This is a genomic window from Variovorax glacialis (genome assembly GCF_051216375.1).
In the GTDB taxonomy this organism is placed as follows: domain Bacteria; phylum Pseudomonadota; class Gammaproteobacteria; order Burkholderiales; family Burkholderiaceae_C; genus Variovorax.
In genome coordinates this window covers 65,197-77,755 of sequence record NZ_JBPJZT010000001.1, presented here as the reverse complement: position 1 = coordinate 77,755, position 12,559 = coordinate 65,197, and the positions used below count along the sequence as shown (strand labels likewise).

General features: G+C 67.3%; 11 protein-coding genes and 2 pseudogenes. 5 read left to right on the top strand and 8 right to left on the bottom strand.

The window, feature by feature from the left end; translation table 11 throughout:
- Window positions 1–4: 4 nt before the first annotated feature.
- The 3 genes from ACSFBL_RS00375 to ACSFBL_RS00365 are packed head-to-tail and all read right to left on the bottom strand — an operon-like array spanning window position 5 to window position 3,884.
- Window positions 5–2,089 (bottom strand): acetate--CoA ligase family protein, encoded by a 2,085-nt coding sequence (locus ACSFBL_RS00375; RefSeq protein ID WP_435513748.1) that lies wholly within the window; start codon window positions 2,087–2,089, stop codon window positions 5–7.
- Window positions 2,089–2,886: an enoyl-CoA hydratase/isomerase family protein gene (locus tag ACSFBL_RS00370; protein WP_435513747.1), complete on the bottom strand. Its 798-nt coding sequence runs from the start codon at window positions 2,884–2,886 to the stop codon at window positions 2,089–2,091. Before ACSFBL_RS00370 ends, ACSFBL_RS00375 begins: the two co-directional genes overlap by 1 nt.
- 20 nt (window positions 2,887–2,906) lie before the next feature.
- Window positions 2,907–3,884, bottom strand: a complete 978-nt coding sequence (locus ACSFBL_RS00365) for a tripartite tricarboxylate transporter substrate binding protein (protein WP_435513746.1) — start codon at window positions 3,882–3,884, stop codon at window positions 2,907–2,909.
- A 147-nt stretch (window positions 3,885–4,031) separates the two neighbouring features.
- Between ACSFBL_RS00365 and ACSFBL_RS00360 the strand changes: the two genes are divergently transcribed.
- The 3 genes from ACSFBL_RS00360 (at window position 4,032) to ACSFBL_RS00350 (ending at window position 7,269) form a co-directional block, all read left to right on the top strand.
- Window positions 4,032–4,838, top strand: coding sequence for an IclR family transcriptional regulator (locus tag ACSFBL_RS00360; RefSeq protein ID WP_435513745.1), 807 nt, complete (start codon window positions 4,032–4,034; stop codon window positions 4,836–4,838).
- A gap of 109 nt (window positions 4,839–4,947) precedes the next feature.
- On the top strand, window positions 4,948–5,754 hold the full coding sequence (locus ACSFBL_RS00355) for an alpha/beta fold hydrolase (RefSeq protein WP_435513744.1): 807 nt from the start codon (window positions 4,948–4,950) through the stop codon (window positions 5,752–5,754).
- The gene (locus ACSFBL_RS00350; RefSeq protein WP_435513743.1) at window positions 5,755–7,269 is read left to right on the top strand and encodes a sensor histidine kinase; all 1,515 of its coding nucleotides are present in this window, start codon (window positions 5,755–5,757) and stop codon (window positions 7,267–7,269) included.
- Window positions 7,270–7,306: 37 nt separating this feature from the next.
- On the opposite strand, the gene ACSFBL_RS00345 is transcribed toward ACSFBL_RS00350, so the two are convergent.
- A complete protein-coding gene (locus ACSFBL_RS00345; RefSeq protein WP_435513742.1) occupies window positions 7,307–8,269 on the bottom strand; it encodes a Bug family tripartite tricarboxylate transporter substrate binding protein in 963 nt (320 codons plus the stop codon).
- An 88-nt stretch (window positions 8,270–8,357) separates the two neighbouring features.
- On the opposite strand from ACSFBL_RS00345, the gene ACSFBL_RS00340 reads away from it, so the two are divergent.
- Window positions 8,358–9,572, top strand: coding sequence for a CaiB/BaiF CoA transferase family protein (locus ACSFBL_RS00340; protein ID WP_435513741.1), 1,215 nt, complete (start codon window positions 8,358–8,360; stop codon window positions 9,570–9,572).
- 111 nt (window positions 9,573–9,683) lie between these two features.
- Here ACSFBL_RS00340 and ACSFBL_RS00335 read toward each other — a convergent pair whose 3' ends face one another.
- A complete protein-coding gene (locus tag ACSFBL_RS00335; protein WP_435513740.1) occupies window positions 9,684–10,460 on the bottom strand; it encodes an SDR family NAD(P)-dependent oxidoreductase in 777 nt (258 codons plus the stop codon).
- Window positions 10,461–10,684: 224 nt separating this feature from the next.
- On the opposite strand from ACSFBL_RS00335, the pseudogene ACSFBL_RS00330 reads away from it, so the two are divergent.
- A pseudogene (locus ACSFBL_RS00330) lies at window positions 10,685–11,011 on the top strand (NADPH-dependent FMN reductase); the annotation flags it as partial.
- Between the two features lie 26 nt (window positions 11,012–11,037).
- On the opposite strand, the gene ACSFBL_RS00325 reads toward ACSFBL_RS00330, so the two are convergent.
- The 3 genes and pseudogenes from ACSFBL_RS00325 to ACSFBL_RS00315 all read right to left on the bottom strand — a co-directional run.
- Window positions 11,038–11,352 (bottom strand): hypothetical protein, encoded by a 315-nt coding sequence (locus ACSFBL_RS00325; protein WP_435513739.1) that lies wholly within the window; start codon window positions 11,350–11,352, stop codon window positions 11,038–11,040.
- 8 nt (window positions 11,353–11,360) lie between these two features.
- Window positions 11,361–12,179, bottom strand: coding sequence for an SHOCT domain-containing protein (locus ACSFBL_RS00320; RefSeq protein ID WP_435513738.1), 819 nt, complete (start codon window positions 12,177–12,179; stop codon window positions 11,361–11,363).
- Window positions 12,180–12,280: 101 nt separating this feature from the next.
- A pseudogene (locus tag ACSFBL_RS00315) lies at window positions 12,281–12,463 on the bottom strand (helix-turn-helix domain-containing protein); the annotation flags it as partial.
- Window positions 12,464–12,559: the final 96 nt, after the last annotated feature.

Here is a 12,559-nt window from a genome sequence, read left to right as displayed (position 1 = left end):
GCCTTCAGAGAAGCACCACGACCCCGTCGGCGGCACGCACGCCCGCGCCTTGGCGCAGCACGAAGATCGGATTGATCTCGGCCTCCACCAGGTGATCGCCCAGCTGCGCGGCCATGCATGAGAAGGCGACGATGGCGTCGACCAGTGCTTCCACGTCGGCCTTGGGCCGTCCGCGAAAGCCATCGAGCAGCGGCCAGGTCTTGAGCTCGCGCGCCATGGCCAGGGCTTCGTCGCGGCCGAGGCCGCCTTCCGCGGGCAACAGGCGGATCGCCGTGTCCTTGAAGAGTTCGGCGGTGACCCCGCCCATGCCGAGCAGGATGGCCGTGCCGAGCGCGTCGCGGTGCATGCCGAGGATGAGTTCGGTTCCGCCGCTGACCATCTCCTGCACCAGGAAGCGGGCCGGGCGCACGCCCGTCTGCCGCTCCACCTCGGTGGCCATCGCGCCGAGCCGTGCCGCGACCTGCTCGGGCGGGACATTCACGGCCACGCCGCCGACGTCGCTCTTGTGCGTGATCTCGCTGGAGAGGATCTTCAGGACGACCGGTCCCTCCAGGTCGCGCGCGGCGCGTTCTGCTTCCTCGCCACTTCCGACGACCCGCTCGCGGGCGCAGGGCACGCCGAAGCGCGCGAACAACTGCTTGGCCTGTGCCTCGTCCAGCGAGCCCCTGGGCAGGTCCTGCATCGGCACTTGCGCAGCGCGGCCAGATTCGCCGACTGGCGCCTGCCATTCGCTCGCCTGCTGCATGCCCGCCAGCGCCGCTGCGCAACTCTCCGCGGCCACGAATGCAGGCACGCCGTGCTGCGTGAGCAGGGCGGCCGCCTCGGGCGCATGCGGGCTGACATAGGCCAGCACCGGCTTGTCCGACAGGGGCAGGCAGTCCTCGATCGCGCCGGCCATCAGCTCGGGCCTGCCGACGCCCGATGAGCCGACGATGACGACGAGGGCGTCGTAGCTCGGACTCGCCAGGAGTGCCTTGATCGCACCGCGCAGCAGATCAGGCTGAAGGCCCGCCAGGGTGACGTCGATCGGGTTGCGGTCCAGCGCGGCGTGATCGCCCGTCTGCAGGGCGCGCAAGGCGGCCGCCGTGGGCTCATCCGGCACAGGCGTCTCGAAGCCGGACACCCCCAGGCTGTCGGACACGAGCGTGCCGGCGCCGCCGGTCGAGGTCAGGATCGCGACCCGCTTGCCACGCAGGACGCGGCCCGTCGCGAGGGCCGCCGGGATGTCGAGCAGATCGGCAAAGGTCTGTGCCCGGATCACGCCGGTCTGCCGGAACAGGGCGTCGTACATGCGGTCCGCGCCGGCCAGCGCACCCGTGTGCGACACGGCGGCCTTGGCGCCTGCCTCGGAGCGCCCGATCTTGAAGGCGACGATGGGCTTGCCGGCACGCGCGGCCCTGAGCGCGGCGGCGCGGAACTTCTCCGGGTAGCGGATCGCCTCGATGTACAGCGCAATCACGCGCGTGGCCGGATCGTCGACCAGCGCATCGACGAAATCGGCCAGCTCGAGGTCCACCTCGTTGCTGGTCGACACCAGCTTCGACAGGCCGATGCCCCGCGCGGACGCTCGCGACAGAAGCGCGCCGAGGATGCCGCCGCTCTGCGACACCACGCCGATGGCGCCTGCGTGGAAATGGTCCATCTCCAGCGCGCCGCTGGCCGAGAGCACGATGTCGTCGGTGAGGTTCACCAGGCCGATGGTGTTGGGACCCAGGATGCGCATGCCGCCCGCGGCCTCCAGCAGTTGCTGCTGGCGCCGTGCGCCTTCAGCGCCGGTCTCGGTGTACCCGCTCGCCAGCACGATGGCCGCGGCCGCACCTCGTTCGGCGAGCTCGCGAACGGCGACATGGGCCCGCTCCGCGCCGAGCAGGACGATGCCCACATCGGGGACCTCCGGCAGCGAGGCCACATCGCGGTAGCACGGCAGCTCGCCGATGCGATCGAGCTTCGGGTTCACGGGGTAGATCGTGCCGGCGAAGCCATGCTTGAGCAGGTAGGACACCGGACGGCCGGCCGTCTTGGCCGGGTCGCCCGAGGCGCCGATCACGGCGACGCTTCGGGGCTGGAGCAATCGGGAGAGGGCGTCCATCATTCCGTCCGGTTGGCGTTGGCCTTGGCCAGGAAGGCCTGGACCGACTCGCGATGCTCGGTGCTGGTGTAGCAGATGCCCTGCGCCTGGCTGCCCTGGGCGAAGACCTGCTGGGCCGGCAGCTCGAAGGTCTGGTTCAGGATCGTCTTGGAGAGCGCGAGTGCTGTCGCGGAACCCGTGCTCAATTCGAGCGCCCATGCCTGCGCATCGGCCACGAGCCGGTCCGCCGCGGTCTTGCGGTCCACGATGCCCAGGGCAAGCGCCTCGGCGGCATCCACCTTGCGGCCGGTGAAGATCAGCTCCTTGGCCTTGGACAAGCCGACGCGGCGCGGCAGGAAGTACATGCCGCCGCCGTCGGGGATGATGCCGCGGTGGATGTAGGACCAGGTGAAGCTGGCCCACTCGCTCGCGATGACGAAGTCGCACGCGAGTGCGGTGTCCGCGCCGAGGCCGGAGGCGGCGCCGTTCACGGCAGCGATCACCGGCTTGGGCATCGTGTGCAGCAGCGCCTGCGTGTGGTGCACGCGTTGCTGCCGGTGCCAGCCGTTGAATGCAATCTCGCCGGCTGGCGCGTTCATGCGGCGCTCCATGCCGGCGATGTCGCCGCCGGCGCAGAAGCCCTTGCCGGCGCCCGTAAGCACCAGGGCCCGAATGGCCTTGTCGGCGGCAACGCGCTCCAGCGCGTCGACGAACTCGGTGCGCATCTCGTCGCTCATGGCGTTGCGCTTGTCGGGGCGATTGAAGGTCAGCGTGGCGATGCCGCCTTCCACCTGCAGTTGGATCAGGGAGTAGTCCATGGCAATCATCCTTCTTCGGCTCAGTCGGTCTTGACGTTGTTTTCCTTGACGATCCGCGACCACCGCGACGTCTCGGAACTGACGAAGTCAGCGAGTTCGGCCGGCGTTCCGGCGCTTACCGTGAGTCCTTCCGGTTCGAGCATCTTGCGAAACTCGGCACTCGCGGAGGCCTTCTTCGCCGCAGCGTTGAGCTTGCCGACGACGTCGGGCGGGGTCGTTGCCGGGACGAAAAGTCCATACCAGCTTTCCACGGCGTAGCCGGGCACGGTCTCCGCGATGGCGGGCACATCCTTGAGCGCGGGCGCGCGTTGTGGCGTCGTGACCCCGATGGCGCGCAGCTTGCCGCAGGCGACCTGGGAAGAGGCTGCTGCCGCGGTGGCGAACATCATGTCGACCTGGCCCCCGAGGAGATCCGTCAGCGCCGGTCCGGCGCCCTTGTACGGGATGTGCGTCATCTGCACCTTGGCGAGGTTGGTGAACATCTCGCCCGCAAGATGCGCGGAGGTGCCGTTGCCCTGCGAGGCGTAGGTGAGCTTGCCGGGGTTGGAACGCGCGGCCGCGACCACGTCCGCCACCGACTTGTAGGAACTGTCCGCACGCACGACGAGGACGTTGGGGCCACGCGCCAGCAGGATGACGGGTGCGAACGCCTTGTGCGTGTCGTACGGGAGCTTGGCCATCAGGCTGGGGTTGATGGCATGTGCGAAGGTCGACACCAGCACCGTGTAGCCGTCGGGGGCGCTCTTGGCCACAGCATCGCTGCCGATGATGGTGCCTGCGCCGGGCTTGTTGTCGATGATGACCGGCTTGCCCAGCGCCTGGCCCATCGCGACGCCCAGTGCGCGCGCGATGGCATCGGTTCCGCCCCCCGGGGCAAAGGGAACGACGAGCTTGATGGGCTTGTCGGGGTACACGGCGAAAGCCGCGGAGGCTGCCAGCGCGGTCGCGGCCAGGCAGGCTGCGAGACGGCACAGAAAGGAACGGAAGGATAGGGTCATTGGTTTGTCTCCTGCCACGGGGGCAAAGGTCTCTGGCGGTTGGCGCTTCGGGATGAAGCCGCCGTGCAGAAGAAGCTTAGGGAGCCGCGCTGCGTTTGACATACCTTCGATTCCAACCAGTGGAATTCACTACACTCGTGCGGACTCATGAATTCATCCAAGCTTGCGCAGTCTCTCGGGGCAGAGAAACCCGGTGTCTCGCCCGCAAACAGGTCGCTGGAGCGGGGCATCGAGATCCTGCGATCCTTCCGTCCCGGCTCCGAACTGCTGGGCAACGCCGAGATTGCGGAGCGAACGGGCCTTTCTCGCTCGACGGTGAGCCGGCTGACGCAGACGCTCGTCGGGTCTGGCTATCTGCAGGTCGAACCGCGTACGAGGGCGTATCGTCTGGCGCCCGCCGTGCTCAGCTTGGCGCACGCGATGCGCACCGGTTCCACCGTGCTCGCCATTGCCGCGCCTTACATGGGCGCCGTGGCCCAGGCGGAGCGGATCAACCTGGGCCTGGCCGCTCCCGACAGGGACGAAATGGTCTACCTGGAATCGATCCGATACAACCGCCGGCCTTCCCTGCGGCGGGTCGTTTCGGGCCAGCGTGTTCCGATGGCACTGACTTCGCTCGGCCGCGCCTACCTCGCCAGCGCGCCGGAAGCCCAGCGGAAGGCCCTGTTCGCGCATTTCCGCCACAGCCGGCGTGCGCAATGGGCACAACTGGGGCCTGCGATCGCAGCGGCCATCCGCGACGTCGAGGAAAAGGGCTTCTGTGCGGCCGCCTGGCAGCCCGAGGTCGTCGCTGTAGCGAGTCCACTGCTGTTCAAGGGCTCGCGGTATGCCTTGAACGTGAGCCTGTCGACGGCCGAACCCCTGGCGGCGGTGGTGCGCGAACTCGCGCCGACGCTCCTCGCCTTGCGTGCGCGCATTCAGCATGACCTGGACGCCGCGACGGACGCATCGTGAAGACGCTGGATTTTGCGCCGCTCGCCGCCTTCGCAAACCGCGATAATGGCCTTTTCCATCGCTGAGCGGACTGCTGGGCTGCGCCGGCTACTGTCAAGAAGGCCCGGACATGTCTGTCGAAAAACGCAACAACGTGAAGGTTCTCGGGGATGGCCCGCTGACCCTGTTGTTTTCGCACGGTTTCGGCTGCGACCAGCACATGTGGCGGTTTCTTGCGCCTCAGTATTCGGCCCGGTTCCGCACGGTCACCTTCGATCTGGTCGGCGCGGGCCAATCGGATCTCGCGGCCTACGACGCGCTTAAGTACAGCCAGCTTGCCGGGTACGCGGACGACGTCCTTGAAATCGTGGACGAATTCGCGCAGGGCCCTGTGGTCTTCGTCGGGCACTCCGTGAGCGCCATGATCGGCATGCTGGCGGGAATCCGCGCTCCGCAGCGCTTTGCGGGCCACGTGATGGTCGGGCCCTCTCCCTGCTACATCAACGACGGCGACTATGTGGGCGGCTTCACGCGAGAGGACATCGATTCGCTCCTGGACACGCTCGAGTCAAATTACCTGGGATGGGCCAGTAGCATGGCGCCGGCCATCATGGGCGCGCCGGAGCAGCCTGAACTCGGCGTGGAGCTCACGAACAGCTTTTGCCGCACCGACCCGGAAATCGCCAAGCAGTTCGCACGCGTGACCTTCCTGTCCGACAACCGCGCCGACCTTCCCAGGCTGACCGCGCCGACGCTGGTGGTCCAGTCCAGCGACGACCTCATCGCGCCAATGGCCGTCGGCGAATACCTCCAACGCACGCTTCCCAACTGCATGCTTCGCGTCGTCGAGAACGTCGGGCATTGCCCGCACCTGAGCGCGCCCTGCGCCAGTGCCAGCGCAATGGACGAGTTTCTCGCGACGCTCGGCCGTCCGTGAATGCCCGAGAACGCTTTCGAGCTGCCGAACGCCGAGCAACTCTTCGACGAGTTTCCGACGGGGCTGCTCGTCACGAGCACGACGGGCACCATCCTGAAGGTCAACAGGACGTTCTGCACCTGGCTCGGATTGGAGCGCGATGAACTGGTCGGAAAGAAGCGGCTGCAGGAGCTCTTCACGATGGGTGGGCGCATCTTCCACCAGACCCACTGGTTGCCGACGCTGGAGATGCAAGGCTCGCTGTCGGAAGTGAAGCTCGATGTGCGGCACAAGGGCGGCCACACGATTCCGATGATGCTGAACGCCATCCGGCGCATCACCGACCGGGGCAGCTATGACGAGATCTCGATCGTCGTCGCCGAAGAGCGCAACAAGTACGAACGGCAGCTCGTCGTCGCGCGCAAGCGAGCCGACGACCTCGTGACGAAGGAGCGCGAGGCGCAGGCCGCCTTGCAGGTGACGCAAGCCCGACTTCGCCAGGCCCTGCGGCTCGGAAACCTGTTCCTCTGGGACGTCGACGCCGCCACCGGCGCGCGTCGGTACGAAGACGACGTCGCGCGCCTGCTGGGCTACGGCGGTGCGCGCCCGATCGACGACGCCTGCTACGCCGCGGCGGTGCATCCCGAGGACAGGGACAGCGAACGGCAGGCGATGGCATGCGCCCTCGGCCGAAGCGAGGATGCCTACAACTGCACCTACCGGCTCAACGGCGTCGACGGCGTCGCGCGGACGGTGGCGTCATCGGGCCATGGCGTCTTCAACGACGACGGCACGCTGGCCTATTTCGTCGGCGTGCTGAGCGACATCACGGAGCCGACCCGCGAGCACGCCCGTGCGCAGGACAGGGCCTTGTTTGCAGAGCAGATGGTGGCGATCGTGAGCCACGACCTGCGCAACCCGCTGTCGGCCATCCTCATGGGCGCCAAGCTGCTCGCGCACGGCGAGAACGCACCGGCCAAGGTGCGTGTACTCGGTCATGTCACCAGCTCCGCGCAGCGAGCCCAGCGGCTCATCGAGGAGTTGCTGGACTTCACGCTCGCGCGGGTGGGCCGCGGCCTGACGGTCGCACCCGCGCCGGTCGACCTGCACGTCTTGGTCGCGGGGATCGTCGACGAGCTTGCGCTGGCCTTTCCCGGACGCGCGCTTGTCTACCATGCCGAAGGCGAGGGGGCCTGCATCGCCGACGCGGACCGTGTGGCCCAGCTCATCGGCAACCTGGTGGGCAATGCCATGGCCTATGGCGAGCCGGCCAGCGTGGTCACCGTAACCTCGGCATTGCGCGGCGAGACCGCCAGCCTGTCGGTTCACAACGATGGCGAGCCCATCCCGGCCGGCATGCAGGCCTCGCTGTTCGAGCCCATGGTGCGCGGCGACCCGGGCGACAGTGCAGCGCGCAGCGTCGGGCTGGGCTTGTTCATCGTTCGCGCCATCGCGCTTGCGCATGGCGGTGAGGTCAGCGTCAGTTCGTCGCACGCCGAGGGGACGACCTTCGTCTTCGCATTCCCCCGGATGTGACCGTCCGGCCCGGCAAGCGGGTCGAAGCCCGGGCCCGCTACTCGGCCTCGATGCCCGATTCCTTGACCTTGCGACCCCAAACTTCGAGTTGCTGATCCATGGTGCTGCGCAGTTCGCTCGCCGAGCCCGGCGCGACCTCCGCGCCCAAGGCCGTGAGCTTGTCGAAGATCTTCGGGCTCGCGAGCGCGCGGGTGATCTCGACGCTGAGCCTGTCGGTGATGTCCTTGGGCAGGCCGGCCGGCGCCAGCACGCCGACCCAGGCGGCGAGGTCGAAGCCCGGCAGCCTGGCGCTGTCGGCGATCGTGGGAAGTTCCGGCGCGAGCTTGCTGCGGCGCTCCGTCGTGACCGCCAGGGCGCGCAGGCGGTTCGACTTCAGGTGCGCCTGGCTCGAGGCCAGGTCGACGAACAGGAAGCCGATCTGGTTGCCGATCAGGTCCGTCAGCGCCTGTGGCGTGCTCTTGTAGGGCACGGCGGTCGCGTCGAGCTTCGCCAGCGAATTGAAGGCGGCGCCCGCCACCTGGCCGGTGCTGTTGCCGTAACCATAGCTCAGCTTGTGCCCCGGTTCGTGCGCGTAGGCGATCAGCTCCGGCACCGTTTTCACCGGAATCGACGCATTGACTGCGAGCACGAAGGGGAAGTAGCACACGCGCGCGATGGGCGTGAAGTCCTTGAGAGGGTCGTAGGGCAGCTTCTTGAACAGGAAGGGGTTCGCCGAATGCGCGGTGTTCGTGCTGAGGAACAGCGTGTAGCCGTCCGGTGCGGATCGGGCGACCTGTTCAGCGGCGATGATTCCCGAGGCGCCCGGCTTGTTGTCGACGATGAAAGGCTGCGCGAAGACTCTTTGCAGTTCGTCCGCCAGCGTGCGCGCGACGATGTCGCTCGCGCTGCCCGCCCCGAAGGCCGTCACGATGCGGACGGGTTTGGACGGCCAGACCTCAGCGGATGCGCCAAGGCACCACAGTGCGGCCACCGCGATGCCGGCGATTGCGCGTCTTCTCATTCCTTTGTCTCCGGTTTCCGCGAGCTACGGTTTGCTCGCATATAGTATGCTAGGTTATGATAAATACCAACATTTTCCGGAGACAAAGATGAGTCCGACACCCGTCGCGGGGCTGAAGGTGCTGGACCTGTCCAAGGTGCTGGCCGGTCCCCTGTGTGCGCAGTACCTCGGCGACATGGGCGCGGACGTCATCAAGGTCGAAACCACCGGTGCGGGCGACGAGACGCGCGGCTGGCCCCCGTTTCGGACCGACGCGGATGGCGAGGCCACCGGCACCGTCTTCCTGAGCGCCAACCGGAACAAGCGCAGCCTCGCCATCGACCTGCGAAGCGAAGCGGGCAAGGCGGCCGTGCTGCGCCTCGTCGACCAGTCGGACGTGGTCATCGAGAGCTTCGGGCCCGGCGTGGCGCAGCGCCTGGGCGTCGATGCCGCCACCTTGCGCGCACGCAATCCCCGCCTCGTCTGCTGCAGCATCTCGGGTTTCGGCAGCGTCGGTCCCATGCGGGACGGCAAGGGCTACGACGTCATTCTGCAGGCCTTCTGCGGCATGCTCGCGATCACCGGCGAGCGTGACGGACCGCCGGTGCGCAGTCCCTTTTCACCGGTCGATCAGGCGACCGGGCTGCATGCGTTGATCGGCATCCTCGCGGCGCTGCTCGAGCGCTCGCGGACGGGCGTGGGCGGAACGGTCGAGGCTTCGCTCTTCGACACGGCAACCGGTTTTCTCGGCTACTTCCTGCAGGGGTATTGGGAGCGGGGGACCGAGCCGGAGAAGCCCGGATCGGGGCACGAGTCGCTGTGTCCGTACGAAGTCTTCGAAACCCGCGACAAGCCGCTGATCCTGGGCGTCGCGAACGATGGCCTCTGGCGCGCGTTCTGTGCGGTGGCGGGCCTGCAGGAGGTGATGGACGATCCGCGCTTCGCGACCAACGCAGCGCGCGTGGCGAACCGCGAGGAGACCGTGGCCCTGGTCAAGCGCGCGCTCGCCGGTCGCGATCGCGACGAATGGATCGAAGCGCTGGGTGCGCTGGGCATTCCGTGTTCGCCCTTGCATACGCTGGGCGAGTTGTCAGCCCATCCGCACGCCGCCGCGAGCGGCATGATCTTCGGGTATGCGCACGATCTGCTGGGCCCGATGCGCTCGGTGGCACAGCCCCTGCGCTTCGGCGGCGAGCGCACCGCGCTGCGCAGTTCGCCACCAGCGCTTGGCGAGCACGGGCGTGAAATCCTTCGAGAGGTTGGCTACGACGACGAGCGGATCGACGAGATGCACGCGACAGGTGTCATTCGACTGCCTGAGTAAAACCTCGCCTGTCCGCCGTCGTTTTCGCGCCTGGTCGCGTCTTCGCGGGCAGCGCCAAGCAGCGCGGCACGGCGGGTCGCATAGTGGCTCGCCGTTGCACGCCGGCGCCCCTCAGATCGACATGCCGCCGGACACCTCGATCCGCTGTGCGTTGACCCAGCGGTTGTCGTCGGAAACAAGAGACGCCACCATCGGTCCAATGTCATCGGGTTCGCCCGCGCGACCGAGTGCCGTCATGTCGGCAACCCGCTGTCTGACTGCGGGGTTGTCGCGGACCATTCCGCCGCTGAAGTCGGTCATGATCGCTCCGGGAGCCACCACGTTGACGGCGATCCGGCGCGGGCCGAGTTCCTTGGCCAGGTAGCGGGTAAGCACCTCGACGGCCCCCTTCAAAGACCCGTAGGCGGCGCTTCCTGGAACGATGATCCGCGTCAGGCCCGTCGAGAAATTGACGATTCGGCCGCCGTCGTTGATCAGGGGAAGCAGCTTCTGCGTCAACAGGAAGACGCCCTTGAAGTGGACGTTGTAGAGCAGGTCGAGGTCCTCCTCCAGGGAGGCTTCGAACGATGCGTGGTAGGAGGTTCCGGCGTTGTTGACGAGAAAGTCGAAGCCCTGCGCGCCCAGTTCGACGAGCGACTGCCGCACGCGTCGAACGAAGTCATCGAAGGTCGCGGCCTTGGAGACATCGAGCTGCAAGGCGATCGCCTCCACGCCGAGGCCTCTGGCTTCCGCCACGACCTTTTCGGCTTCTTCGGGGCTGGCGTTGTAGGTGAAGATGGATCGAACACCGCGCCTGGCAAGGCTGAGCACCGTGTTGCGGCCGAGACCGCGGCTCCCGCCGGTGACGATGGCGATTTTCGAGGTCGACTGAGTGGGGATTTCGGACATTTCTGCTCCTGGCTGAATGCAAGTGAATGGTTGATGACGCCGGAGATCGGGATGCCGGCCTTCCGGGTGGCGTATCTTCGGAAGCCTCGTTGAGCAGATGATTTCAACGCGGCGTCGCGCCGTTACGCCCGTAACAGAGGCGGCGCCGTTGAGGCCGCGACGTAGTTGCGCACCTACTGCAACATGGCCTGCGCGCTTCGTGCTGAAGGGACCTCGACGGAAACGGCTGGAACTTTCCCAAGCACCTGGCCGGCCGCGTCTATGGCGTGCTGGTGCATGGCGATGTGGCCGGCATCGAGAGCCTGCGCCGCAATCTCTGCGACTGGCTCGATTGGATGGGCCTGGTCGACGCCGGCGCGCAGTCGCGCCTGGATCGTTACATCGGCTACTACGAGCCCTACGCCACGAGCCACGACACGCTCGACCAGGACGTCAACGTGCAGGAGGAAACCCGCAACGTGGCGCGCGCCGTCGCCCGTGCGGTGGTTGAATTGCGTGAAGGCAAGCTCAGCATGCCGGACCGTGCATTGACGCGACCAAGGCCCAAGTAGGCGGCGGGGTGCTTGCACCCATCAGCTTACTTCACCGGCGTGAGGGCGTCGAGATCGACTTTTCCGTGCTGGCTCACGAACGTGGGCGACGTGCCTTGGCCGTCCTGCTGTTGGCTGATGCCCGATATGGCGTGGTCGCCGGTGTCGAAAAGCTGCACCTTGCCGCTCTTCTCGATCGCGAGTCGTCGCTTGTGAGGAAAGACTGCGTAGCGCCACCCGTCCTGTGCGCCGCTGCTTGCAGGATGCCCGAGGTCGTCGGGCCACCAGCCGGCGGCGGGCGCCTGCATGGGTTCCATGGGCTTCATCGGCTGCATGGGCTTCATCGGTTCCATAGGCTTCATCGGTTCCATCAGAGTCTCCCGAGCAATTCGGTCTTCTTGGCAGTGAATTCGGCATCGGTCAACACGCCCCGCTCGTGCAGGGCAGCCAGTCGCTCGATGGTTGCCAGGACGTCGCCGCTCTGGTGCGAAGCCGTCGCGCTGTCGGGCCGCCGCGCCGGCGATGCGTCAGGCGAGGTCTCGGCGCGTGGCTGAAGGGTCGGTGGCGTCGCCGATTCCTGTCCGATCCTGCGCAGGGTCGCGAGGTCGACGGCGCCTCGCTGGCTGGCAAAGGTGAGAGCGTCCGCTCCCCCTTGCTGCTGCGATACGCCGCCAATCAGGTGATCCCCGGTGTCGTACAGCTCGACGCCGCCGTTTCGTTCGATGGCCAGCCGACGCTGATCCGGAAAGTACGCATAGCGCATGCCGTTCTGAGCGCCGCTCGTCGCGGGCGAGTGAAGGCCGGCGGGCCACCATTCCGATTCGCGCGCGATGGCAGCGGCGCCCGACGAGGCGGCCGCCTCCGGATGCTCTGCCAGCCACAGCGAGAGGTCGTCGCACAACGCGCCCACGCGGGCGGCCAGCTGGCGGTTGAACATGTCGCCGATCATCAACATGCCGCCGCGCATCCACTGCCCGCTGCCCCCGAACTCGGCATGGCTGAACTGCGCCATGGCGCCGCGTCCCAGCAGCAATGCGCTCCAGAGCGCGCGGGTCGCGTCGCGCCCGAAGCCGTGTCGCGCGCCGATCTCGACGACCGGGGCGGGAAGCGGCCCCTGCGCAGTCATTCGGCCTGGGTCGTCCCGCAGACGTGCGGCGTCGCCGGTTTGGGACTGGGATTGCATTTGCATGGCGAGACCTTGCTTTCAGCTTGCTGGTTTCAGGTCGTCGACTCTGCCGCGACCGGCGAGCCGGCCTTGTCAGTCGGCGCCGCGAGAAAACCGCAGTCGTGTCAGCGCCGCGTCGAATCGCCCCGCACCCGCCACCTGGACACGCTGCACCCGAACCGTCCGTTGAACCATCGCGAGAACGCGCTGAGCGATGCAAAACCGAGGAGGCTCGCGACCTCCGACAGGGGTCGGTCACGGCTCGCGACATAGCGGGGCACGAGTTCGGCACGCGCCAGTTCGAGGACAGCGGTGTCATTGAGTAACTCGAGCACGGGAAGCGAAGGTCTTGAACGACAGGGTTCCTGGCAGCCGTGCGGAGTTCCTTGGAGTTCCTTGGGTAT

Bases quoted from the DNA above. Each gene is read 5' to 3' on its own strand.
- ACSFBL_RS00320 (WP_435513738.1), bottom strand. From the start codon at position 12,179: ATGCAAATGCAATCCCAGTCCCAAACCGGCGACGCCGCACGTCTGCGG.
- ACSFBL_RS00350 (WP_435513743.1), top strand. From the start codon at position 5,755: ATGCCCGAGAACGCTTTCGAGCTGCCGAACGCCGAGCAACTCTTCGAC.
- ACSFBL_RS00345 (WP_435513742.1), bottom strand. From the start codon at position 8,269: ATGAGAAGACGCGCAATCGCCGGCATCGCGGTGGCCGCACTGTGGTGC.
- ACSFBL_RS00375 (WP_435513748.1), bottom strand. From the start codon at position 2,089: ATGGACGCCCTCTCCCGATTGCTCCAGCCCCGAAGCGTCGCCGTGATC.
- ACSFBL_RS00360 (WP_435513745.1), top strand. From the start codon at position 4,032: ATGAATTCATCCAAGCTTGCGCAGTCTCTCGGGGCAGAGAAACCCGGT.
- ACSFBL_RS00355 (WP_435513744.1), top strand. From the start codon at position 4,948: ATGTCTGTCGAAAAACGCAACAACGTGAAGGTTCTCGGGGATGGCCCG.
- ACSFBL_RS00340 (WP_435513741.1), top strand. From the start codon at position 8,358: ATGAGTCCGACACCCGTCGCGGGGCTGAAGGTGCTGGACCTGTCCAAG.
- ACSFBL_RS00335 (WP_435513740.1), bottom strand. From the start codon at position 10,460: ATGTCCGAAATCCCCACTCAGTCGACCTCGAAAATCGCCATCGTCACC.
- ACSFBL_RS00365 (WP_435513746.1), bottom strand. From the start codon at position 3,884: ATGACCCTATCCTTCCGTTCCTTTCTGTGCCGTCTCGCAGCCTGCCTG.
- ACSFBL_RS00370 (WP_435513747.1), bottom strand. From the start codon at position 2,886: ATGGACTACTCCCTGATCCAACTGCAGGTGGAAGGCGGCATCGCCACG.
- ACSFBL_RS00325 (WP_435513739.1), bottom strand. From the start codon at position 11,352: ATGAAGCCTATGGAACCGATGAAGCCCATGCAGCCGATGAAGCCCATG.